This window comes from Halomonas sp. AOP43-A1-21, from assembly GCF_052376775.1.
In the GTDB taxonomy this organism is placed as follows: domain Bacteria; phylum Pseudomonadota; class Gammaproteobacteria; order Pseudomonadales; family Halomonadaceae; genus Vreelandella; species Vreelandella colorata.
The window spans coordinates 21,204-44,440 of record NZ_JBQSWC010000038.1; the positions used below are offsets into that span (position 1 = coordinate 21,204).

Annotated in this window: 21 protein-coding genes and 1 pseudogene; 13 read left to right on the forward strand and 9 right to left on the reverse strand. The window is 54.9% G+C overall.

The genetic code is table 11. From position 1 onward, the window contains the following. Nucleotides 1–138 precede the first annotated feature (138 nt). From cyoE to ACT3R7_RS17890, 6 genes are all read right to left on the reverse strand, one after another. A complete protein-coding gene (gene cyoE, locus ACT3R7_RS17865; protein ID WP_026285844.1) occupies nucleotides 139–1,062 on the reverse strand; it encodes a heme o synthase in 924 nt (307 codons plus the stop codon). Further along, nucleotides 1,020–1,343, reverse strand: coding sequence for a cytochrome o ubiquinol oxidase subunit IV (gene cyoD / locus ACT3R7_RS17870; RefSeq protein WP_192538038.1), 324 nt, complete (start codon nucleotides 1,341–1,343; stop codon nucleotides 1,020–1,022). The genes cyoE and cyoD overlap by 43 nt, the downstream gene beginning before the upstream one ends. Next, nucleotides 1,340–1,954, reverse strand: coding sequence for a cytochrome o ubiquinol oxidase subunit III (cyoC, locus tag ACT3R7_RS17875; protein WP_018919032.1), 615 nt, complete (start codon nucleotides 1,952–1,954; stop codon nucleotides 1,340–1,342). The genes cyoD and cyoC overlap by 4 nt, the downstream gene beginning before the upstream one ends. After that, entirely contained in the window at nucleotides 1,954–3,930 is a 1,977-nt protein-coding gene (cyoB, locus tag ACT3R7_RS17880; protein ID WP_192538037.1) for a cytochrome o ubiquinol oxidase subunit I, read from the reverse strand. Before cyoB ends, cyoC begins: the two co-directional genes overlap by 1 nt. A gap of 2 nt (nucleotides 3,931–3,932) precedes the next feature. After that, complete coding sequence (cyoA, locus tag ACT3R7_RS17885; RefSeq protein WP_192538036.1) at nucleotides 3,933–4,919, reverse strand: ubiquinol oxidase subunit II; 987 nt, start codon at nucleotides 4,917–4,919, stop codon at nucleotides 3,933–3,935. Nucleotides 4,920–5,199: 280 nt separating this feature from the next. Next, complete coding sequence (locus ACT3R7_RS17890; RefSeq protein ID WP_192538035.1) at nucleotides 5,200–5,994, reverse strand: DeoR/GlpR family DNA-binding transcription regulator; 795 nt, start codon at nucleotides 5,992–5,994, stop codon at nucleotides 5,200–5,202. 368 nt (nucleotides 5,995–6,362) lie between these two features. Between ACT3R7_RS17890 and ACT3R7_RS17895 the strand changes: the two genes are divergently transcribed. The 8 genes from ACT3R7_RS17895 (at nucleotide 6,363) to ACT3R7_RS17930 (ending at nucleotide 14,478) form a co-directional block, all read left to right on the forward strand. Further along, the gene (locus ACT3R7_RS17895) at nucleotides 6,363–7,139 is read left to right on the forward strand and encodes an outer membrane protein OmpK (protein WP_407648090.1); all 777 of its coding nucleotides are present in this window, start codon (nucleotides 6,363–6,365) and stop codon (nucleotides 7,137–7,139) included. Between the two features lie 33 nt (nucleotides 7,140–7,172). Further along, nucleotides 7,173–8,456 carry a NupC/NupG family nucleoside CNT transporter gene (locus ACT3R7_RS17900; protein ID WP_192538033.1) on the forward strand — a complete coding sequence of 428 codons (1,284 nt, stop codon included), beginning with the start codon at nucleotides 7,173–7,175 and terminating at the stop codon, nucleotides 8,454–8,456. Nucleotides 8,457–8,563: 107 nt separating this feature from the next. Then, nucleotides 8,564–9,367 (forward strand): deoxyribose-phosphate aldolase, encoded by an 804-nt coding sequence (deoC, locus tag ACT3R7_RS17905; protein WP_192538032.1) that lies wholly within the window; start codon nucleotides 8,564–8,566, stop codon nucleotides 9,365–9,367. A gap of 1 nt (nucleotide 9,368) precedes the next feature. Further along, a complete protein-coding gene (gene deoA / locus ACT3R7_RS17910) occupies nucleotides 9,369–10,697 on the forward strand; it encodes a thymidine phosphorylase (protein ID WP_192538031.1) in 1,329 nt (442 codons plus the stop codon). 27 nt (nucleotides 10,698–10,724) lie between these two features. Further along, entirely contained in the window at nucleotides 10,725–11,969 is a 1,245-nt protein-coding gene (locus tag ACT3R7_RS17915; RefSeq protein ID WP_192538030.1) for a phosphopentomutase, read from the forward strand. Between the two features lie 32 nt (nucleotides 11,970–12,001). Beyond that, nucleotides 12,002–12,727, forward strand: a complete 726-nt coding sequence (gene deoD / locus ACT3R7_RS17920; RefSeq protein ID WP_018919041.1) for a purine-nucleoside phosphorylase — start codon at nucleotides 12,002–12,004, stop codon at nucleotides 12,725–12,727. 43 nt (nucleotides 12,728–12,770) lie between these two features. Further along, nucleotides 12,771–13,178, forward strand: coding sequence for a cytidine deaminase (cdd, locus tag ACT3R7_RS17925; RefSeq protein ID WP_018919042.1), 408 nt, complete (start codon nucleotides 12,771–12,773; stop codon nucleotides 13,176–13,178). Between the two features lie 175 nt (nucleotides 13,179–13,353). Beyond that, a complete protein-coding gene (locus ACT3R7_RS17930) occupies nucleotides 13,354–14,478 on the forward strand; it encodes an aminotransferase class V-fold PLP-dependent enzyme (protein ID WP_192538029.1) in 1,125 nt (374 codons plus the stop codon). Nucleotides 14,479–14,552: 74 nt separating this feature from the next. Here the strand turns inward: ACT3R7_RS17930 and ACT3R7_RS17935 are convergent, their stop codons facing one another. Next, nucleotides 14,553–15,977, reverse strand: a complete 1,425-nt coding sequence (locus ACT3R7_RS17935) for a hypothetical protein (RefSeq protein WP_192538028.1) — start codon at nucleotides 15,975–15,977, stop codon at nucleotides 14,553–14,555. A gap of 112 nt (nucleotides 15,978–16,089) precedes the next feature. On the opposite strand from ACT3R7_RS17935, the gene ACT3R7_RS17940 reads away from it, so the two are divergent. Further along, complete coding sequence (locus ACT3R7_RS17940; protein ID WP_192538027.1) at nucleotides 16,090–17,001, forward strand: DnaJ domain-containing protein; 912 nt, start codon at nucleotides 16,090–16,092, stop codon at nucleotides 16,999–17,001. Nucleotides 17,002–17,119: 118 nt separating this feature from the next. Beyond that, complete coding sequence (locus ACT3R7_RS17945) at nucleotides 17,120–17,548, forward strand: hypothetical protein (RefSeq protein ID WP_192538026.1); 429 nt, start codon at nucleotides 17,120–17,122, stop codon at nucleotides 17,546–17,548. Here ACT3R7_RS17945 and ACT3R7_RS17950 read toward each other — a convergent pair. Next, nucleotides 17,468–19,894 (reverse strand): annotated as a pseudogene (locus ACT3R7_RS17950) (mechanosensitive ion channel family protein). The gene ACT3R7_RS17945 and the pseudogene ACT3R7_RS17950 sit on opposite strands and share 81 nt — an antisense overlap. A gap of 177 nt (nucleotides 19,895–20,071) precedes the next feature. Here ACT3R7_RS17950 and ACT3R7_RS17955 point away from each other — a divergent pair. Both ACT3R7_RS17955 and ACT3R7_RS17960 read left to right on the forward strand, forming a co-directional pair. Continuing rightward, nucleotides 20,072–21,079 carry an amidoligase family protein gene (locus ACT3R7_RS17955; protein ID WP_192538025.1) on the forward strand — a complete coding sequence of 336 codons (1,008 nt, stop codon included), beginning with the start codon at nucleotides 20,072–20,074 and terminating at the stop codon, nucleotides 21,077–21,079. 53 nt (nucleotides 21,080–21,132) lie between these two features. Continuing rightward, the gene (locus tag ACT3R7_RS17960; RefSeq protein ID WP_192538024.1) at nucleotides 21,133–21,816 is read left to right on the forward strand and encodes a gamma-glutamyl-gamma-aminobutyrate hydrolase family protein; all 684 of its coding nucleotides are present in this window, start codon (nucleotides 21,133–21,135) and stop codon (nucleotides 21,814–21,816) included. On the opposite strand, the gene tpx is transcribed toward ACT3R7_RS17960, so the two are convergent. Beyond that, nucleotides 21,806–22,309 carry a thiol peroxidase gene (gene tpx / locus ACT3R7_RS17965; RefSeq protein WP_192538023.1) on the reverse strand — a complete coding sequence of 168 codons (504 nt, stop codon included), beginning with the start codon at nucleotides 22,307–22,309 and terminating at the stop codon, nucleotides 21,806–21,808. The genes ACT3R7_RS17960 and tpx overlap by 11 nt on opposite strands. 193 nt (nucleotides 22,310–22,502) lie before the next feature. On the opposite strand from tpx, the gene ACT3R7_RS17970 reads away from it, so the two are divergent. Continuing rightward, a complete protein-coding gene (locus tag ACT3R7_RS17970) occupies nucleotides 22,503–23,225 on the forward strand; it encodes a glutamine amidotransferase (RefSeq protein WP_192538022.1) in 723 nt (240 codons plus the stop codon). The last annotated feature ends 12 nt before the right edge of the window (nucleotides 23,226–23,237 follow it).

Below are 23,237 nucleotides of genomic sequence, written 5' to 3' on the forward strand. Positions count from 1 at the left end.
CGTCATCGCACCTTATACGCTAACGTGGGTGCGATCACTGGGAAGCTAGGTTCAAGGCAAGAAAAAGCCCCGGCCAGCTGAGCTGACCGGGGCTTTTTTCCTTCAACCACTTAGCAACCACTTAGCGACATGGATCAATCACGTCCACATGGGTACCATGGATTCCAGCACAATCACCAGGCTCATCGCGGTGATGGTCAAAATCGATACGCCAAATACGCGTTTGGCCCAGCGTACGTCATCATCCAGACGGTAGCCGCAGATGGCCAAGTAGAGCCAGTAGCCCCCCATGGTCAGTGCGACACACAGGTAGCCAGTACCTGCCTGGCTCGCCAGTACCAAGGCTAACGAGGCGGGAATAAACGCCAAGATGTAGCCAAGGATATGATGCTTTGCGCGCTTGATACCGTGAACAACAGGCAGAACGGGAATCGAAGCGCGCTGGTAATCGGCATAGCGGAAAATCGCAATAGCGTAGGAGTGCGGCATCTGCCAGAGGCAGAAGATCAGCAGCAGAACAATCGCCCCACTGTCAAAAGTACCCGTCACCGCGCAGTATCCCACCACTGGCGGCATAGCGCCTGAAAGGCTGCCTACCACGGTGCCGTATTCAGAGTTACGCTTCATATAGAGGCTATACACCCCTACATACACGCCCCATCCAATCACGGCCAAGGCCACCGTCAATCCATTGGTGCCTAATGCCAGGCAGACCACACCACTGATACCCAGCAGCGCCGACAAACCCAATGCTTGAGTGATAGAGACGCTTCCCCTAACCAGAGGACGATGGCGCGTGCGCGCCATCAGTGCATCAATATCCCGATCAATCACGTTGTTACACGCACATCCTGAGGCGATCACTAATGCGATCCCCAACATGACCGAAGCAAACGTCACCAGATCGAATTCACCGTGCGCGGCTAGAAAGTAGCCGCCAAGGGCGGCAATCAGATTGCCGCCGATGATTCCTGGCTTGGTTAGCTCAAGCAGATCGTGCCACCGATTGGGCATGCTGGTTAGCCGATCATCATGTTGAGATGTAGATGCTGCATGATCCACAGCGAACCTCCTACCACTAGGCCGAGAATCAGCACCGTGAAGACGAAGGAAAGCATGTTCCAGCCCTCTTCAGTCTTGAAGTCCAAATGCATGAACATCACAAGCTGAACCAGAACCTGCAAGACGGCAGTTACAACGATGATTCCCACGTTCACAGGCAAGCTGAACGAACCCAGCATAACGGCGCCAAATGGAATGACAGTCAGGACCAACGACAGCACAAGACCCGTTACATAGGACTTTACGGTGCCGTGACCGGACGGTTGGCTAGAAGAACTCATACCAGCACTCCCATCAAGTAGACGAAGGAGAATACACAGATCCAGACGATATCCAGGAAGTGCCAGAACAGGCTCAAGCACAGGATACGCGGACGCGTTTTATCATTCAGACCCTTGGTCGACAGCTGAACCAGCATGACCAGAATCCAGATCATACCGAAGGTCACGTGCAGACCGTGTGTGCCTACCAGTGTAAAGAACGCTGACAGGAAGGCGCTACGATCTGGGCCGAAACCTTCATGGATCAGGTGATGGAATTCATAGATTTCCATGCCTAGGAACATCAGGCCCAGCACGAACGTAATGCCCAGCCACATTTTCACCTGACCGACACGATTGGCGTTCATCGCCAGAACGCCCATGCCGAAGGTGAAACTACTGATCAGCAGAGCAAAGGTGCCGAACAGAATCAAAGGTAGTTCAAAAATATCCGCGCCGGTCGGCCCGCCTGCCGTGCCCTTCATGAGCACGGCGTAGGTGGCGAATAGTGTTCCGAAGATCACTAAGTCGCTCATTAGGTAGACCCAGAAACCAAATACCTTGGTAGGACCGGCATCGTGGTGCTCATGCTCTTCAGCATGGGCATCGTGATGTAGGGATTCAGTAGCCATTACGCCTGGGCCTCCACACGTTGTTGATGAGCACGTTCGATTCGCTCGACCTCTGCAGCAGGTACGTAGTAATCGATATCGTCGTTAGATACCCGCATCAGGAAGCTCACCAGCATGCCGATCGCACCGAACCCAGCCAGCCACCAGATATGCCATACCATGGCGAAACCAAAAATCATCGCAAACACACTGATGATAGGGCCGGCCACCGTGTTTCTCGGCATATGGATATCGGTATAAGGCGCATCATCCAACTGCTCGTTGCCACGCTGCTTTTGCGACCAGAAGCTGTCGATATCACCAACGACGGGCAGGCGGGCAAAGTTGTAGAACGCGGGCGGGGAAGAAGCAGCCCACTCCAACGTACGACCATCCCATGGGTCGCCGGTCACATCAGCATACTTATCGCGGTTACGCACGCTTACGTAGAACTGAATAAGCGTACAAGCGATACCCGCAGCGATCAGCAATGCACCGATCAAGGCAACGATAAACCAGGGCTGCCATTCAGCGTTCGGGTATGAGTTCATGCGGCGCGCTGCACCGTAGAAGCTCAGAACATACAGCGGCATGAACGCGACGTAGAAACCGATTATCCAGCACCAGAAGGAACGCTTGCCCCACTTCTCGTCCAGCGTGAAGCCGAAGGCTTTCGGGAACCAGTAGGTCAGACCCGCCATCATGCCGAAGACCACGCCACCAACGATAACGTTATGGAAGTGAGCAATAACGAACAGACTGTTGTGCAGTACAAAGTTCGCTGCCGGCAGTGCCAGCATTACGCCGGTCATACCACCAATCGTAAAGGTGATGATGAAGCCCAGGGTCCAAAGTACCGGTGACGTCAGTTCCAGACGACCACGGAAGATAGTGAACAGCCAGTTAAACACTTTCACACCGGTCGGGATCGCGATGATCATCGTCATGATGCCGAAGAAGGCATTGACGTTGGCGCCTGCACCCATGGTGAAGAAGTGGTGCAACCAAACGATGAACGACAGCACGGTAATGGCAATTGTTGCCCACACCATGGTGTGGTAACCGAACAGACGCTTGCGAGCAAAGGTGGCAATAACTTCTGAGAACACGCCGAACGCTGGCAGAATCAGAATATAAACCTCAGGGTGACCCCACGCCCAGATAAGGTTGACGTACATCATTACGTTGCCGCCCATATCGTTCGTGAAGAAGTTCATCCCCAGGTAACGATCCAGCGTCAGCATCGCAATAGTAGCGGTCAAAATCGGGAAAGAGGCAATGATCAGTACGTTGGCGCACAGCGACGTCCAGGTAAAGATCGGCATGCGGAACAGGGTCATGCCCTTGGTACGCATTTTCAGAATAGTAACGAAGAAGTTGATACCGGTTAACGTGGTACCTATCCCGGATATCTGCAACGCCCATATCCAGTAATCGACCCCGACCCCGGGACTGTACTCTATCCCCGATAACGGCGCGTAAGCCAACCACCCTGTGGTCGCAAACTCACCCACGAACAGAGAAACGTTGATCAGCAGAGCCGACACAGCGAACAGCCAGAAACTCAGGTTGTTAAGGAACGGGAACGCAACATCGCGCGCACCGATCTGTAACGGAACAACCAAGTTCATCAGGCCGATAACCATGGGCATCGCCACGAAGAAGATCATGATAACGCCGTGGGCGGTAAAGATCTGGTCGTAGTGATCAGGCGGCAGAATGCCTGCCGAGCCACCCGCTGCTACCGCCTGCTGTACACGCATCATCAGGGCATCAGCAAAGCCACGCAGCAGCATGATCAGCGCCACGATGAAATACATGATACCAAGCTTTTTATGGTCGACTGAGGTGAACCACTCGTTCCATAGCCAGCCCCACTTACGGAAATAGGTCAACGCGCCCAACAACGCCGCGCCGCCTAGAATCCCCACGAGACCCGCTATCACCAGAATGGGCTCGTGATAAGGAATTGCTTCTAGGGTTAATTTACCGAACACGGTTACTCTCCCGCCTCATTGCTCATGGCCTGGCCATCCTCAGCCTCGCCATTCGCTTGGTTGTCGGTCGTTTGATAGGCTTCATTGCTATCGATTGCTGGTGCGCGGGGCGCATCTTGAGTGTCAGTGTCGGGGTCGCTGCCAGTATGGAAGCTGGACACCAAGCGCTCATAGAACTCAGGCGTAACGTTTGAGAAGTACTCAACAGGATGGAACGAAGAACGCTCAGCAAGCCCAGAGTATCCTTCCGGATAGCTCAGGGTTTGTGGCGACTGCGCGACTTCAGCAACCCAGGTATCAAAATCTTCATCTGATGTCACATGAGCATCGAAGATCATGCCAGAGAAGCCAGCACCGCTATAGTTGGTCGAACGACCACCGTAGGTACCGATTTCGTTGGCCTGCAGATAAACGTCGTTATCCATTCCTGCCATTGCGTAGATCTGGCTACCCAACTGAGGAATGAAGAAAGAGTTCATCACTGAACCGGAGCTCACGCGAAAACGAACAGGCGTATCTACCGGGAAGGCAACTTCATTGACCGTTGCAATGCCTTGCTCGGGATAGATGAACAGCCATTTCCAGTCGAGCGCCACAGCTTGAATTTCAAGCTCGGCCACGTCGCTTTCAAGTGCGCGGTGAGGATCAAGGTCGTGCGAACTTTTCCAGGTAATTACGCCCAAAATAGCGACGATAACCACCGGAACCAGCCAAACGATAGCTTCGATCCAGTTGGAGTGTGCCCAGTCGGGCAGGTATTCGGCCATTGTATTGCTACGGCGATAGTACCAACCAAACACTATCGTCATGACAATAACGGGGATGACCACGATCAGCATCAGGCCAAAAGAACTCAGAATTAGTGAACGCTGGGTTTCACCAATCACGCCTTTCGGGTCCATTAAGGCCGAGCTACAGCCTGCAAGCAGCAAGCATAGCGCTAGGAGCACCAAGGTGCCGGCCCTGCGCCAGTAGAAAGGTTGTTGCATGGTGCGATCTCGTCAGAGTTGCGTTACAAAACTAGCCGCCACACAGCAAGCCAAACGATATGCCATATGCCAGCTAACTAACACCCCATACCTTTCCCAAAACACTCTGCCAGCAGGGTCTGCCCTTGCTCCGGGAAAAATATGCGCTACCAGGGTAGGAAGCAGGTAGCGGATTGAGCTAACCCTCATACTAAATCAGGATCAGCACTAACGAAGGGTATTTTCCTTGGATCTAAACAACGAAGCAAAGCGACGATTTGACGCACCCAACCGCGACAGATTAGTGCGCATGTTCACAGGTAGGTAATGCTGGAGAGTGGCTAAAAATTGTGCGCCCTCGGAAGTCGGTAAGTAACTCAGACGTGCACTTATCGTTAGTAACGATAATGTCGAAATCGTTCAATGAGGCGAAGTAAGCGGGACGAATAATCCCAAATTTACTTGCGTCCACCACTAAGAAACACTGCAATGCAGAGGCAATCGCCGCCTGTTTGGGAGCAACCTCATGAAAGTGGAAGCAACTAACGCCTCGACCACAATCAACGCCCGCCGCTGAAATAAATGCTTTATTGATCCCGATACGCTCAATCGTCGCACGCATCTCATCACTACCAAACGATTGTGACGCGGCATAAAACAGCCCGCCTAATAATACTAAACGTACATTAGGCAGAGCTGACACCACCGTGGCTACGTTAAGCGCATAGGTAACCACGGTTAATTGGTTAAAACTCTTGAGCTGGCCTAAAAGCGGCATCAAGGTCGAGCCGCAGTCAATAAATAGCGTATCGCCCTCTTCGATGAAACCAGCGGCCTGTTGGCATAATGCGTGCTTTACCGGGTAGTAATTGGCCTGCTGCTCGGTTAAATCATATACCTGGGTTGCGCCAGGGTAGCTGGTCATCACCAACCGGCCACCAAGTAGCACCATAGCACTAGGCTGCGTTGTAAGGTCGCGGCGTATGGTCATTTCCGAAACACCGCATAAAATAGCGGCATCGCGTAAATGCAATGTGCCACCACTGGCCAACGCTTCTTGAAGCACGGTCAATCGCTGTGCACTGCGACCGTTCATACAAGGCATCTCCTTTGTCATTTCTTGTTGCCAGTTATGTTTATGCTGCGCGAGCGGCCATCCTCTGGCTACTCCCCTTTAGCCTCAAAACCATGCCCACTACCCTGTCACGCCTCTCCTGTGCTACGCCTCAGTGTGTTTGGGCACTTTAGATGTTGCATCACGGCCATGACATTTAAATAGCGTTGGTTAGGCTTTATTGCAATTCGGCGTTAAAAAAATAACATGCAATGTTATAATTCTAACATCCACGCCAGACCACATAATTCCAAACCCGATTAAAACCGTGGCAACTTTTTGAGGCTTACATGACCGCTCCGACTCTTATGCGCACTTCTTATCTCGCCACTCTTAGCGCTGGCGTACTAATGGCGGGTATCACCCCGGTGTTGGCAAACGACTCCCAAGCTCAGCCACTCGATAGACTGTGGTCATTTGCCAACGTCTCGGTTAACTACCTTGATTGGTCCAACGGCACCGAGCGCCGTACCGCCTCCAACGCAGCTAAAAGTGATTTCACCTATGTAGAAATTGAAGGCGGCGCGGGCTTTAGCTGGGGTGAGTTCTACGGCTTCTTCGATTTCGAGAACCCGACCAACGACCAGTTCGATGAATCGAGCGGTGGTAAAGATAACTTCCGCACGGCAGGTAAGATTACTTCGCATATTTATCTCGGTGACAGCCCGCTTTCGCTGTATGCCCACGTATACGACTTCCGCGACTACGGCTATAACGGACGCGAGCAGGATCAAATTCTAGGTCTTGGCTATCGCACTACCTTCGCAAACGGTCTATGGTTCAAACCATTCATCGGCGCAGCACGGGTGCAAAGTGATGGCTACACGGGTATGAATGGCTATATGGCTGGCTGGGTGGCGGGCTATGACTTCGCCGCGCTTGATCAGAACTTCAGTGTCACGAACTGGCACGAGCAAACGTTTGGCCGCGACGATGATTACCTGGAACAGAATTACGTGGGCGACAAGGCCGGAAGTGTGGGCACCAACGGTGCACTGAGCCTTTGGTGGCACCCGACTGACCTGATCACCACAGGCATTCAGTACCGCTACTCGGATAACAAGCTGGGTACGCCGAACGATTATCAAAACGCGATGATTTACTCCGTCAAGCTCAACTTACTTTAAACGAGCCCCCTCGCGGACTCAAAGGATCCTCATATGACACTCCTTATGAGCTTGGTTGGCATGGTCACGCTGGTGATCATCGCCCTGATCTTCTCTTATGATCGCAAGTCAATACGTCTACGTACGGTGCTGGGCGCCTTTGCCATTCAGGCAGGTATCGGTGCCTTTGTACTGTATGTGCCGTTTGGTCAGGCCGTCTTAGAAACCATTTCTGCGGGGGTAAGCCAGATACTGGTTTATGCCAATGATGGGATCGGCTTTCTATTTGGTGGCCTGGCTGACGTCGATAACGTCGGCTTTGTGTTTGCCATCAAAGTGCTGCCGGTCATCATCTTCTTCTCCTCACTGATCGCCGTGCTGTATTACCTGGGCATCATGCAGTGGGTCATCCGCATTCTGGGTGGCGCGCTGCAAAAAGCACTGGGTACTTCGCGCACCGAGTCGCTTTCTGCTACGGCCAACATCTTTGTAGGCCAGACCGAAGCCCCGCTGGTGGTTCGTCCCTTTATTGCCCGCATGACGCCCTCACAGCTATTTGCGGTGATGTGTGGTGGTCTGGCATCCGTAGCAGGCTCCGTACTGGCAGGCTATGCCGCGCTGGGCATTCCCATGGAATACCTGGTAGCCGCTTCCTTTATGGCAGCCCCTGGCGGCTTGCTGTTTGCCAAGCTGATCATGCCGGAAACCCAGGATGCGACCGACAGCGACAGCATCACCAAGGTTGAAGAAGAGCTTCAAGAGCTTGACAACAAACCCGCTAACGTACTGGACGCTGCCGCATCGGGCGCCACCTCCGGCCTGATGCTGGCTGCCAACGTTGGCGCCATGCTGCTGGCCTTTATTGCCTTGATCGCATTGGTCAACGGTATTTTAGGCGGCGTTGGCGGCTGGTTTGGGTTTGAGTCGCTGAGCCTTGAGATGATTCTGGGCTGGCTGTTTGCGCCGCTGGCGTTCCTACTTGGCGTACCGTGGTCTGAAGCAACGCTTGCTGGTTCGTTTATCGGCCAGAAGCTGGTCGTCAACGAGTTCGTTGCCTTTATTAACCTTGCGCCCTACATCGATGGGGAACAAGTAGTGGCCGCGACAGGTCAGTTGATGACGCCTCACACCATGGCCATCCTGTCGTTTGCTCTATGCGGCTTTGCCAACTTGTCATCTATCGCTATTTTGTTGGGCGGCCTGGGCAGTATTGCACCGACGCGTCGTGCTGAGATTGCCCGCTTTGGAGTAAAAGCCGTGCTGGCCGGTACTTTATCCAATTTAATGTCTGCCACCATTGCTGGTTTCTTTATCTCGTTAAGTAATCTAACCAGCTAACCCCTAAGAGCTTAAGCGCGAAGTTGAGCGCTTAAGCTCCAGCGTACCGGGCACTGCGATTTATACTTGCAGTGCCCGTTTATCTTTTCCTGATTTGAGAGAACGTCATGACCGCTTCCACTTCGACTGGCCCTAACCATGCTGACCAACAGGCTGCCCGCCACGCGTTAGCCCTGATGGATTTAACCAGCTTAAACGACAGCGACACCGACGCGACCATTGAAGCTCTTTGTCAGCAGCTTAAAACGCCTTACGGCAACCCGGCAGCCGTATGCGTCTATCCGCAATTCATCGTTACCGCCCAGCGTGCGCTTACTGCGCACAAATTAAACGAGCTGGTGAAAATCGCGACGGTTACCAACTTCCCGAATGGCGGCGAGGACATCATGGCTGCCGCCCGTGAAACCCGCGATGCGGTTGCCTCGGGCGCTCATGAAGTTGATGTGGTTTTCCCTTACCGCGCACTCATCGCGGGCGACGAAGAGACAGGCCTTGAGCTGGTTGAAATGTGCAAAGCGGCTTGTGCGGGTCAGGCCCTGCTGAAAGTCATTATTGAGACAGGCGAGCTCAAGGAGCCAGCGCTTATCAAACGCGCCAGCGAGCTTGCCATTGAAGGCGGCGCCGACTTTATTAAAACCTCTACCGGCAAAGTGGCTACCAACGCTACGCTTGAAGCCGCAGAGATTATGCTGAACGCGATTAAGGCAAGCGGCAAAGACGTGGGCTTTAAAGCCGCAGGCGGCGTGCGCACCACACAAGAAGCCGCTGAGTACTTAGCGCTTGCAAGTAAGATCATGGGCAGCGCCTGGGTAACGCCTGCGCACTTTCGCTTTGGCGCCTCGAGCCTTTTAGCCAATTTACTGAACACACTGGGCGGCGTGGAAAGCGCGGCACTACAAGGAGGCTATTAATATGCTCCCGCAGGAACTGATTCGTTTAAAGCGTGATGGCAACCCACTGGCAGCAGCGGATATCAAAACCTTTATCCAAGGCATTGCCGATGACCGCATCAGCGACGCTCAGATTGGCGCCTTCACCATGGCGGTATTTCTTAACGGCATGAGCCGTGAAGAAGTGGTCGCGCTGACCACTGCTACGCGTGATTCCGGTCACGTCATGCAGTGGGATTCGCTCAACCTGCCTGGACCGGTGGTCGACAAGCACTCCACCGGCGGCGTGGGTGATCTGGTGTCGCTGGTACTCGGCCCGTGGGTCGCCGCATGTGGCGCCTTTGTACCCATGATTTCAGGCCGTGGCCTTGGCCATACCGGCGGTACGCTGGATAAGCTTGAGTCGATCCCCGGCTACGACCCCTACCCTGCTCCTGAGCGCTTTGGTGATGTAGTGAAATCCACCGGCGTGGCGATCATCGGCCAGACCGGCAACCTGGCACCGGCGGATAAGCGTATTTACGGCGTGCGCGACGTCACCGCGACGGTTGAATCCATTCCGCTGATTACCGCGTCCATTCTGGGTAAAAAGCTTGCCTCCGGCCTTGATGCGCTGGTCATGGATGTCAAAGTCGGCAGTGGCGCATTTATGCCCACCACCGAAAAATCCCACGAGCTTGCCAAAAGCATCGCCTCGGTGGCCACCCATGCCGGTACACCGACAACCGCACTTCTCACCGACATGAGCCAGCCGCTGGCACCGTGCGCGGGCAACGCAGTTGAAATCATCGAGACGCTGGAGCTGCTGCGTGGCGAGCGCCCCAACAGCCGCGTGATGCAGGTTACCCGTGAGCTGGCGGTAGAAATGCTCATGGCGGGCAAACTGGCCAAGAGCCGTGAAGACGCCCTGAGCCAGCTTGAAAAAGCCCTGACCTCGGGTGCCGCAGCCGAAGTATTCGCGCGCATGGTGCGTGAACTGGGCGGCCCGGGTGATTTTATGGAGCGCTCTGACAGCTACCTTGCCAAGGCCAACGTGGTCAAGCCCGTGTATGCCGAACAGTCGGGCAATGTGCTGCGCATCGATACCCGCGCAGTGGGCATGAGCGTGGTGGAACTGGGCGGTGGTCGCCTGCGTAACGATGCCAGTATCGATCATAGCGTGGGTTTCAGTGCGATTGCCGAGCTGGGCACCCAGGTGGATAACCAGCAGCCGCTGGCCTTCGTTCACGCGCGTAGCGATGAAGAAGCTGACCGCGCCGCTGCCCAGCTGCGTGCTGCCATCACTATTGGCGCGGGTGAAGCGACGATTGATTCACTGCTTCAAGAAACCTATCGCGGTGAAGCGCTTTAATTAGCACCGTCTGACGAGGAAAACGCCATGAAACGTGCAATTGTGCTGGTACTAGACTCCTTCGGCATTGGCAGCGCCGCCGATGCCGCCGCCTTTGGCGATGAAGGCTCGGACACCCTGGGCCATATCGCCACCGCCTGTGCGCGTGGCGAAGCCGATACGGCTGAACGCTCAGGCCCCTTGAAGCTGCCCAACATGGCCAAATTGGGTCTGTTTCACGCCCACCGGGATAGCACCGGCGCGGTTGCCGAAGGCGTTGCCCTGCCCGAGGTGCTAGAAGGCGCCTACGCCCACGCCCAGGAAATTTCCAGCGGCAAGGACACCCCATCCGGCCACTGGGAAATCGCTGGCGTGCCGGTACGTTTTGACTGGGGCTACTTCAGCGACAAGACCGAAAGCTTTCCACAAGAGCTACTGGACAAGATTGTTCAGGCAGCCGATCTGCCCGGCGTGATCGGCAACTGTCACGCCTCGGGCACCGAGATTATCGCCCGCCTGGGTGACGAGCATGTGCAGACCGGCAAACCGATTGTGTATACCTCGGCGGATTCGGTCTTCCAGATTGCCGCTCATGAAGAACACTTTGGCCTGGATCGCCTTTATGCGCTGTGCGAAACCGTGCGCGAGCTTTTAGAGCCTTACAACATCGGCCGGGTGATTGCCCGTCCGTTCATGGGTGAAGACAGCGCAAGCTTTGCGCGTACCGGCAACCGTCGCGATTACAGCGTTGAGCCGCCCTCGCCCACCGTATTGCAAAAGCTCGCCGATGCCGGTGGTGAAATGGTATCGATTGGCAAGATTGCCGATATATACGCCCACTGCGGCATTACTCACAAGGTTAAAGCCAGCGGCCACGACGCGCTGATGGACGCGACGCTGGGCGAAGTGGCGCGTACCGCCGCTGAAACCAGCGACCGCCCGACCATGATCATGACCAACTTTGTCGATTTCGACTCGGTCTACGGCCATCGTCGTGACGTGCCGGGCTACGCGGCCGCCCTCGAGCATTTTGACGCCCGCCTGCCGGAGCTTCTCGCCGCGTTGAATAACGACGATCTGCTGATTCTTACCGCTGATCACGGCTGCGACCCAAGCTGGGAAGGCACCGAACACACGCGTGAATACATCCCGGTGATGGTCAGCGGTGCCGGGTTCGCGCCAGGGCCGATGGGCGCACGCGATACGTTTGCCGATATTGGCCAGACGCTGGCGGATTACTTCGCCCTCCCGGCGATGGACGATGGTAAAAGCTTTCTATCTTATGCTGCCTGATGGCGCCATTTAAAAAGACATAAGGAAACCACATGGCTACTCCGCACATTAATGCTGAACAGGGTGATTTCGCGGATACGGTATTGATGCCCGGCGACCCGCTGCGCGCCAAGTACATTGCCGAGACCTACCTTGACGACGTGCGTCAGGTGAATGACGTGCGCGGCATGCTGGGCTATACCGGCACCTATAAAGGTCGCAAAATTTCCGTGATGGGCCACGGCATGGGCATTCCGTCAGTGTCCATCTATGCCAAAGAGCTGATTACCGATTACGGCGTGAAGTCGATTATTCGCGTAGGCTCCTGCGGCGCGGTACGCGACGACGTTAACGTTCGCGATGTGGTGATCGGCATGGGCGCGTGCACCGATTCCAAGGTGAATCGCATGCGCTTTAACGACCACGACTTTGCCGCGATTGCGGATTTTGAGCTGACAAGCCACGCCGTGGCCGCCGCCAAGGCGCAAAACGTGCCGGTGAAAGTAGGTAACATCTTCTCCGCTGACCTGTTCTACAACCCGCAGACCGACATGGCCGAGCTGATGAAGCGCTACGGCATTGTAGGTGTCGAGATGGAAGCTGCCGGCCTTTACGGCGTTGCCGCCGAGTTCGGTGCCCGCGCGCTGACCATCTGCACCGTATCGGATCATATTTTGAAAGGTGAAGCGCTCTCCAGCGCCGATCGTCAAACCACCTTCAACGATATGATGATCATCGCGCTGGATACGGTCCTGCGTGATGACGCCGCCAACGCCTAAGTGGGTCAACAATGCTTAAGTGGGTTAAACCGAGGAATCATCTATGAGCCAAGCAGACTCTGCTCTGGTCAACACGCTGCTTGATGCATTGAATAATGCCTACGTTCCGTACTCCGACCACCCGGTGGCATCCATCATGGAGTGCCCGGACGGCCAGCAGTTCGTAGGCGCTAACGTCGAAGTCGCCCATTACAAAGGGCTGTGTGCGGAAGCATCGGCCATTAGCGCGATGGTCACCGCTGGCCAGCGCGAGCTTGCCAAGGTGTATGTGATGGGCCCGGGCGAGCACCTGTGCACGCCCTGTGGCGACTGCCGTCAGCGTATTCGTGAGTTCGCCACTCCCGATACGCAAATCATGGTCATCTCCCGCCAGGGCGAGGTGCTCAAGACCTACACCATGGAAACTCTGCTTCCAGACGCCTTTGGCCCCGAGCAACTGCCTCAGCGCTAAACAGCCTTCGGTTGCACCAGGCTGGCTATCACCTAAACCGCCGTCTTCATGACAGCGGTTTTTTTATTGCCTTGAGAACCATATCTGCGGCGCTGGCCTCGCCTAACAATTCCTCGTACCCTGTAAGCCACTTCATTTCGCGTGAACTGTATGCCTACTCATCAAGGAGAACGTAATGGCGGCTCTACTACCCAACGTCGACCCCACTGGACTACTCGAATACTCAGTGGTTTATACCGACCGTTCGCTCAACCATATGTCGCAACAGTTCCAAGGCGTGATGCGCGATATTTCGGCCACGCTGAAAGAAGTCTATAACGCGCACTCGACGGCCATTGTTCCGGGCAGTGGGACGTTTGGCATGGAAGCGGTCGCACGTCAGTTCGCCCTGGACCAGAACACTCTGGTGATTCGTAACGGCTGGTTTAGCTATCGCTGGACGCAGATTATCGAAATGGGCCGTTTAACCGACCAGCACACGGTGCTCAAAGCGCGCCGCGTGACTGACGATGATCCGCAGTCGCCGTTTATGCCCGTACCCGCTGAAGAAGCCGCCGAGCGTATCCGCCAGGAAAAACCCGCCGTGGTGTTTGCCCCGCAGGTCGAAACGTCTGCGGGTTTACTGCTGCCCGATGACTACATTCGCACCGTGGCGCAAGCGACGCGCGAAGCGGGCGGTCTTTTTGTACTGGACGCCATTGCCGCAGGCACGCTGTGGGTGGATATGCAGGATTTGGGCATCGACGTGGTGGTCAGCGCTCCGCAAAAAGGTTGGAGCGGCTCACCATGCTGCGCCATGGTCATGCTTTCCGAGCGCGCCACACAGCGCTTGAGCGAAACGCAAAGCAATAGTTTCGCGTGTGACTTGGCCAAATGGCACGCCATCATGCAGGCCTACGAAAACGGTGGCCACGCCTACCACGCCACCATGCCAACGGATGCCTTGCGCCAGCTACGCGATATCATGCAGGAGACTCGTGAATACGGCTTTGCCAAAGTGAAGCAAGAACAGCAGGCCATTGGTCAGGGCGTTCGGGACATGCTTGCACGCCACGGGTTTATCAGCGTTGCCGCCGAAGGTTATGAAGCCCCGGGGGTCGTAGTAAGTTACACCAGTGATGCCGGGCTTGTGGGCAAGTTTGCCCAGGCGGGTATTCAGGTAGCGGGCGGCGTACCGCTTATGGTGGATGAAGGCGATAACTTCCAGACCTTCCGCATCGGCCTTTTCGGCTTGGATAAGCTTCACCACACGCAACGCAGTGTGGATAACCTGGAACAGGCGATCAATTCACTAAGCTAGTCATACGCTTGATCGGCCCTATAGGCCACCCTAAAACCGCCGCTTGCAGGCGGTTTTAGGGTATCCCGCTCGACTCAATGCGCTGGGTCTATAGCAGTACTGCTCTCCGCTACCTTTTCAACGTCAACAATGCCCGAGCGGCCGACGACGACTTTCCAGCGCGCTAAATACGGCGTGTCTTCGCTTCCCGTCTCGCGCACAATCAGATTAAATAAGTGACGCCGTTCGACGCTTTCGCGCACTGATTGCCCATCTTTTAAGCGATAGATATGGTGCTTCTCTTTGCTCATCAAACGCGTCAACATCAAAAGATCAATATGCAGCGTTTCTCGGGTGTGCTCGTAGCCACTTAAAAACCGGGTGGGCGACATCCGCGAGCTGGAGCGATAGTGCAGCACAATTTCCTCACGCTGAGCGACCGTGCGCCTGCGCATCTGCTGAACATCTGCATCCAACGCGGCATAGCGCTTGTAGTCAAACCACTCAAGCTGACGACCGACGACCGAATTACGCGTAGGATCTTCGTATTGGCGACGCCACTTTGGCCGACCGCGCCGTAACAAGCGCCAGAGCGTATTGCGCAAGTCGTCTTTAAACACCTCGCGCATGGCATAGAGTAACGCCATGGCCAGTACGAACAGTGCGGTGATATCGCCCACCACTTCACGCACCCGCAAGACCCCAAGCGTTACGCAGGCCATCACGACGGCGGTAGCAATGGCTTTGACCGCCTTTTGCTCACCGCTGCCCAGCTCAAGGGATGTCTGTTTCAGCGTAATCGGGTATTCGATCAACCGCCGCAGCAGGCGCATCTTGTTTGACATGCGGGTGGGGTCCGCCATAACGCGCTCGGCGTTGTACTGCTGTTCACGCCGGTACTCGCTTTCGCCTTCGCATACGCTGATATAGCGCCGCTTTATCTCACTGAACTCCCCACCGCGCGGCATATGAGCAACCAACGCGAGCAGCTGCTGCTCGGTAAACCACGATAGGTAATTGTCGATATTGGCAAAATACTTATAAAGGCTCTCATCGGTGGGTTGGTTACGCCGCATCCTTTTTAGGATCCCTTCACTCAAATCCTGTGTTTCGTATAGCTGCGCGCACAGCTCGTCGCTAAGCTCTTGAACATCCTTGGACTCTTTTTGCCTTTCTTCACGCAGCTTGCGTTCACTTACCAGCATTTTCTGAGTGGTGCGCTCCATCGCCACCACATACTGGTAGGCATACAGGCTCAAGCTTAATCGATAAGGCTCGCTGCCCAACTGATTACGGCTGGCAAGCCGACTCTGCACAAGCGGCAAGTGGTGGGCGTCACTATAGTAAGTCCGAGAGACGCTAATCGAAGCGTGATAAAATGCCTCTTCAGAGATAACATGCGTGTTTAGGCCCAACTCGCCGGGTACAAAAAGATAGACGTCAAGCCTATGCGATGTCTCTTCCTTGAGCCGCCGGGTGAGGCGCAGCTGGTAGCTGTTTTTACGCTCAACGCTGATCACCTGAACAATCTCCTACGTCATTGCCTATCGCGATGATATACCATGACACCCATCATCATGATGATCCGCTCTTTGCGGTTATGATTCACCTCTTCGCCTTTGGAGCCAGGGAATGTCCATTGCCCGTTTTTCTCCCTTTGAGCTGCTGCTTTTAAAAAGCCGCAGCCAAGTGGATACGGCAAAGCTACTGGTATTAGCTTGGGTATTGGCACACCGTCAACACGTGTCGGAGGGCCAGCGGCGGCGCCGTTTAGCCCAGATATCCGCACAGTTTCGCCATGGGCATGAGCTGGGACCTGTTATGCATATCGCTCAGCAGCAGGATTTGCTAGCAATTCAACTGGCCGCTGAAGTCATTCGCAAAGAGTGCTCTCAAGAGCATAGCGTGAGTGTGATGCATCAGGCTATTACGCTCGCAACAGACAGTGGCGAACTTTCGCTGGCCAATCATTACATCTTGCGTTTTCTGGCGGACTTACTCAACGTTGCCCCCACCACGCTAAGTACGCTGTTTCAGGAGCTGACAGGGCAGCCGTTGGCCAGGCCAGAGGACCCCAGTCGCGATGCCTACTGGCGAGTACACGACGCCGAGTACTATGCCCAGCAGGCCCGCGAAGCCGAGGCTCATGCCGCGCAGCAGGAAAAAGAAAAAAAGCGCCAGCAGGAAGAGGCTCAGCGGGCGCATGCGCAAGCCCAGGAAAAAGCCGAACGCGAAAAAGCCCGTCAACACCAAGAGTCTGCTCAGCGTCAAAGACAGTATGAGCGGGCAAGGCAACAGCGCAGCTCGCAGTATGGTCAGCAGCGGACAGCGCCCCCACCTGATCGCACCACTCGTGCGCTTGCTGTCTTGGGATTAACTCCCGGGGTTAGCCAAACTGAAATACGCCGCGCCTACCGGCGTATGGCACAGCTCAATCACCCTGACCGTTTCTATACTGGGAGTGAGCAACAAATTGCGCTCGCTTCGGCGCGTTTTCAACGGATCAAAAGCGCCTATGATTACTTAATGCAAAATTATCTATAAAAATGACCTATAAAAATGGTCTATAAATACTTTCCTTAAAAACTATCTGTAACAACTATCTGTAAACACTATCTTTAAACACTATCCATAAAAACTATCTACAAGAACCGATCTCTCTATGCGTGATTTGTACCAACGCCTTAGCGTCTCGCCGCAGGCAAGTGATGAAGAGCTACAGCAAGCCGTGGCCCGCTGCCCCAACAGCGCCCTACGCCAGGATGCAGAGGCCGTTTTTGCGGTGGAGAAAAGGCGCAAAGATTACGATCAGGCCCACGCGACGCTTAACGATATCGGCCAGCTGCGCGCCCGGCTGGGGCTAACCCACGGCGCACACTGGCAAGGCGATGTCGCCAATGATTTTTCGCGTTTACCGGATCAAACAGCCTCCCGTCATGATGAGCTGGTCGACCGTGTCAGCCACGCCGTAGGGCTCCACAACCGCTGGCGTGGCCTGCGTGGCGCGGGATTACTCATCGCCACTTTCATCATTGGCACAGGCGTCGGCATTGCCGTGGGGATCGCCCTGAGCCAAACGCTAGGTACGTGAGGCAGGCACGTTACGCTCACGCTCATCGCGCTTTACTTCTGCCTGGGTAGGCCGTGGAGCCGGTTTAGGCGGCTCGGGCTTTTTCTTGGATTGATCCTCAGCATCTGACGTTTGCGCATCGCCAAACGAGAGATCAGTGCCTTCAGTAGGCTCCATGCGGTCTTCTGAGCGTGCTTCCATACTGACACTGAGACGCGGCACGCCCAGATCGATTGACTGCTCTTCCATCCGCTGTTTTAGCAGCAGATTAAACGCCCGTGAAACATCCCACTGCATCTCTGGCGCGGTGCGAAAACGCATCCGCAATACCGGGCAGCCTTCTTCAAATCCCTGCACGCCCTGCATTTCCAGCGGCGACCAGATGTAATGGCGCATCATCGGATCTTTGCGCAATTCCTGCGCGGTTTCCTGCATCAGCGTAATCGCATCATCAATTTTCATATCATACGGAATACGGATCCGCATCAGAGCGATACCGAACTGGCGCGACATGTTATGGATCGACTCAATACGGCTGAAGGTAATGATATGCACGACGCCGTCTAAGTCGCGTAGCCGCACGGTGCGCAGCGTAAGGCCTTCTACCGTGCCCATGTGGTTGTTGATACGTACGAAATCATCTACCGCCAGCGAATCTTCAATCAGAATAAAAATACCGGTAATCAAATCCTGAACCAGGGTCTGGGCGCCGAAACCAATTGCCAGACCGATCACACCGGCACCCGCCAACAGCGGCGTAACGTTAACCCCTAAATTGGCAAGCCCGGCAATGAATGCGATGATCAATATGGTCACAAAAATCACGTTGCGAATCATCGGCGTGATGGTCTGCGCACGCGCCTGATTCACCCGCCGTCCACGTGCGCGAACGGAAGAGGTCAGCGCACGCTGAATCGCCGTATCGGCAAATATCCACACCAGCCAGGCAAGCAGGACGGTCGCGCCCAAACTAACCAGTGCCTGACCAATACGCGAGCTGGCAACAGCCTGCTGGCCAATACCAAACAGCGAACCTCCCCAGACCTGCATGGAAAGCTCGGCAAACACCATCCATGAGCAGATATGCGCCAACACAAAACCAAACCGCTCCAGACGTTTACGGTATTGGCTATAGCGGTGGCGATGGCGCCGCTTGTACATACGAGCCGCCTGACGTCTTAGTAGCCCCGTTATTACCAGCGTTAATACCAGCAGGCTGGCGGAAATAATCGAACGAGCAAGCGCGGTGCCCACATCGCCCACGGTAATAAAGATAGCCAGCAACGAGCCACCGACTAACAGCAACGCCGGTATATGCCAAAGCCCACCCAGGGCGCGAATCATTTCTACCGCCCCGTTGGCATCGCGACGCTGTTTATAGGGGCGGTTACAAATGAGATGACGCACAGGACGCTTAAACTTAATAATAAAGCGCGCCGACAGCAGCGCGGCCAGCATGTTGGCGAGCACCGACACCAAGCCTGCAAGTTCACCGCCCAATAGCTCCACCAAACGGGTGGAGTTAACCGCATCACCCAGCGCAATCAAAGCACCTATCACAAACAGCCCGCGCAAGGCGCGCTGCTGTAGCACCTGAACCGCGGTAAAGCGATGGCCACGGCTAAAGAAGGCGATGACTGTTTCAAATACCACCGAGAGTGCACGCCCGCACAGACAAATATAGGCAACCACCAGCACCAGCGTCCTGCCGGGGCTGTAAGGCAGTAGCTGACCGATGCCAAGCGTAATCGCAAAGGCTAGCGCCCAAGGCAGCATACGGCGTAAAAAGTGCGCCGCAAGTAGCCATGCCTTGGGGTCACGGGGCAAATCCAGCGGCCAGTTTCGGCGGTTCGCCACCAGCCGCCCGAAAGCAATCATCACGACCAACAGTGTGATCCAAATAATGGCCAAAATAGTGCTATCGATCACCGCACGCAGCGCCGCCCCTTGGCCTGCGCCATCGTTAAGGGCGCGTAGATCGGCCGCCCCCTGCACTAGCTGCCGCGACCACTCGTCGATAGGCGAGTCGCCAGCCTGGGCCTGCTCACCGATATCGGTCAGCGTGTCGGCAAGCGCTCCTAAAAGCCCCTGACGCGTCCCGGTGTCTTCTTCAGCGGCATCGGCCGTTACCTGTAGCTCACGCAGAGAACCCAAGAGCTCGGTACGCCGCTCTTCGTTTTCAAGCATGGAAATGACGTCATTGAGGGAGCTTTGAAACTCCTCGCTGCTAACATTCACTTCATCACTGGGTTCTCCCGCTAAGCTGGGTAGTGAGACGCTCTGCGCCTGAGCCTGGGTCGCCATTACGCTAACCAGTACCGTCAAAACGACGCTGATGACAGTGTTGATTATCCAGTGCTGTCGCACGTCTTGCTCCCAAAATGGATTAGTAGATGACACCGTGTTTGCTAATACTCACTTCACGGCATACGCTCAGCCTTACTGCGTGCTTGTAATCATGAGAGACAATACTCATGAGTGACCGTGTTCATGAATGACTATGATAGGCTGGTAGTTTAAACGTTCACCTCACAGGATGCCGAGATGACGCTACAAGCTCCACCGAACCGGCTAAATAGTGACGGCAAAATACGCCACATAGGCGTTGAGATTGAATTTGCCGGCCTGCCGCCGCGCGACACGGCCCTCGTCGTTCGCGATCTGTTTGGGGGTGAGCTTAACGTGGTCAGCCCTCATCGGCTACTGGTTGAAAATACTCGCTGGGGCGTATTTGGGATTGAACTGGATACTCAGTATGCCCATCCCGACCAGGCATTACTGGATGAGCATCGCGACTCCGATAGCGAATGGCAGCGTCACCAGCAGCAACGCCGTGTCGAGTTTCATCAAAAAACCCGCGAGCTGATCGGTGATATGGTAGCAGGCTTTGTACCCACCGAGCTCGTCTGCCCGCCGGTTCCCTGGAATGAGCTTGAAGACCTGGATGCTATTTTTCAGGCATTGCGAGACCAGGGTGCCAAAGGCACCGATGCCAGCCTGCTGTATGGCTTCGGCTTGCACCTTAATATTGAGGTGGAGTGTACAAGCGCTAGCTACCTGCTGGCGATGATGCGCGCCTATTTGTTACTGGCCCACTGGCTGCGTGATGAAATTAAAGTGGATATCACGCGGGAAATGCTGCCTCACGCGAACCCGCTTCCCAAAGAGTACGCTTTAAAACTACTCGATAGCCGCTATGCCCCAGATCTTGATACCTTTATCGACGACTATCTGGTGCATAACGCCACGCGTAATCGCGAGCTTGATCTACTTCCATTATTTGCTCACCTGCGCCCCGACCACCCCCATGAGTTGCTGCATACCAAGCTTATAAAACCCCGGCCTACCTTTCACTACCGGCTGCCCAATGCTCAGCTTTCTCAACCGGGCTGGGGCGCCGTGGCTGAATGGAACCGCTGGGCTGAAGTAGAAAAGCTTGCCGCCGATAGCGTGGCACTTCGTGCGCGCTGTGATGAATATATCGCCGAGCACAGCCGACCGTTTCTAACGCGCTTAAAAGATAAACTGATGAAACTGGTTCGCCGCCGCTAGAGCAGTTTTTGGGCAGCACGCTACTTATTGACGACTCAAGAGAATCAATCTGAATGTCCCGGCCGCTTATTGGAATTACCACCTCAGATTATAAAAGCCAGCTTGCCTGGTGTTTTGACTGGTTTGCCGTATGGCGCCATGGCGGAAGACCCTTACGCCTTTCCCCTTCACGCCCACTACCGGCGTATCTGGATGGTTTGATTATTGGGGGTGGCGACGATATCCAGGCATCACTTTATGGTGGCGAGTTACAGCTTGATGTACGCCTGGACCCTGCCCGTGATGAATTAGAGCTTGCCCTGCTTGAGCGCTTTATTCCGTTGAACACGCCTGTCCTGGGGATCTGCCGGGGCGCGCAGTTAATCAACGTACATTTAGGCGGCACGCTGGATCCTGACATCTACACAACCCACGAAGGCTTAAAGCGCAGGCGCACGGTACTGCCCCGTAAAACGGTCGACATTGTAGGCGCAAGCCAGCTCTACCAACTACTGGGCGTTACTTGGTGCCGTGTAAATAGCCTCCACCATCAGGCAGTTAACGAGGCAGGCCAAGGGATTGCGATTGTCGCTCGTGACCGCGACGGGCTTGTGCAAGGCATCGAATCGCGTGAGCATGACTTTTTGATTGGTGTTCAGTGGCACCCGGAGTGGCTGATTTTTAATCGCCCCCAGCAGCGTCTGATTCGCGCGCTGCTGGAGGCTGCCAGAAAGTGTCAGAAAAGCGCTACGCCTTAAGTACTGCTAATGCCGCCTCATAGTCAGGCTCGTTTTTAATTTCACTGACCAGCTCGCTATGCAGCACGCGGTTATCCATATCCAACACCACGACGGCTCGCGCGCACAAGCCCTCCATGGGACTATTGCGCAGAGCAACGCCCCAGGCTTCTAAAAATTCCGGGTGACGGAAAGTAGACAGCGTTTTGACATTATCCAGCCCTTCCGCGCCGCAAAACCGCTTGGCGGCAAACGGCAAGTCTGCCGACACGACCAGCACAACAGTGTCGGTAAGATTAGAGGCCAGCTCATTAAAGCGCCGTGTGGACATGGCACACGTCGGCGTATCGACGCTGGGAATAATATTGAGGACCTTGCGCTTACCCGCATAGGTATCCAGCGTTACGTCTTGAAGGTCGCTGTTGGTGAGCACCATGGTTGGTGCGGTTTGCTCGGCAGCAGGAATAACCCCAGCCACATCCATCGGTTCACCGGCACGCATAATCTGTTGCATTGCACTTCCTCTATCAGACTGATTTGAGAAGGGATTCCCTGCTCATGTTGGCACTCGCATCATCCCATGTTTGACCCCATTAATACCCGTTACGTGTCATGCTCGTGGTAGGCTAATGGGCACTTTATGATGTGACCTTATAATGCGCGGAAGGGTTTGTTTCGTCTATTTATCTGGCTAACCGAGAATCAACATGGCTTGTGTCGTAATCGTTAAAACCGGTGATGCGTTTCCTAATGTCGTCGAACAGCACGGTGATTTTGAAACGCTTTTTGAAAAACAACTGCGCGAGTCGCTGCCCGAATCTTTGACACTTCACGTGTGGGATGCCAAACGAGACCCCACGCCCGTGCCGCTGAAACAGCTGGCAGGCATCATGATTACCGGTTCACACAGCATGGTTAGCGATAAAGAGCCTTGGAGTGAACGGCTAAAACCCTGGCTGCAGGATGCCCTTGAAGCAGATATACCCATGCTAGGAGTATGTTATGGCCATCAGCTGATGGCGGCGGCCTTAGGAGGTACTAGCGACTATCACCCCAATGGGCGCGAGTTGGGCACCCATAGCGTGGCTCTGACGAATGCCGGTCTTAACGACCCGCTGTTTGGTCAGCTACCCGAGCGCTTCAAGGCCCATCTGACCCATGCTCAGTCCGTGTTATCGCTGCCCGAAGGCACTGAAGTGTTAGCCTGCAATTCACATGACGCGCATCAGGCGTTGCGCTACGGCCCACGCCAGTGGAGCGTGCAGTTCCACCCAGAATTCACGATGCCTGTGATGCGCGCTTATATAGATGCCCAGCGTGGGATTTTAATTGATCAAGAAAAAGACCCTGAGGCAATTGCCGCTCAGGTGGCCGAAACGCCGGACGCGACGAGCCTGTTAAAACGTTTTGTAGCGCTTCTAGCGCCATAACGTCTTACCATT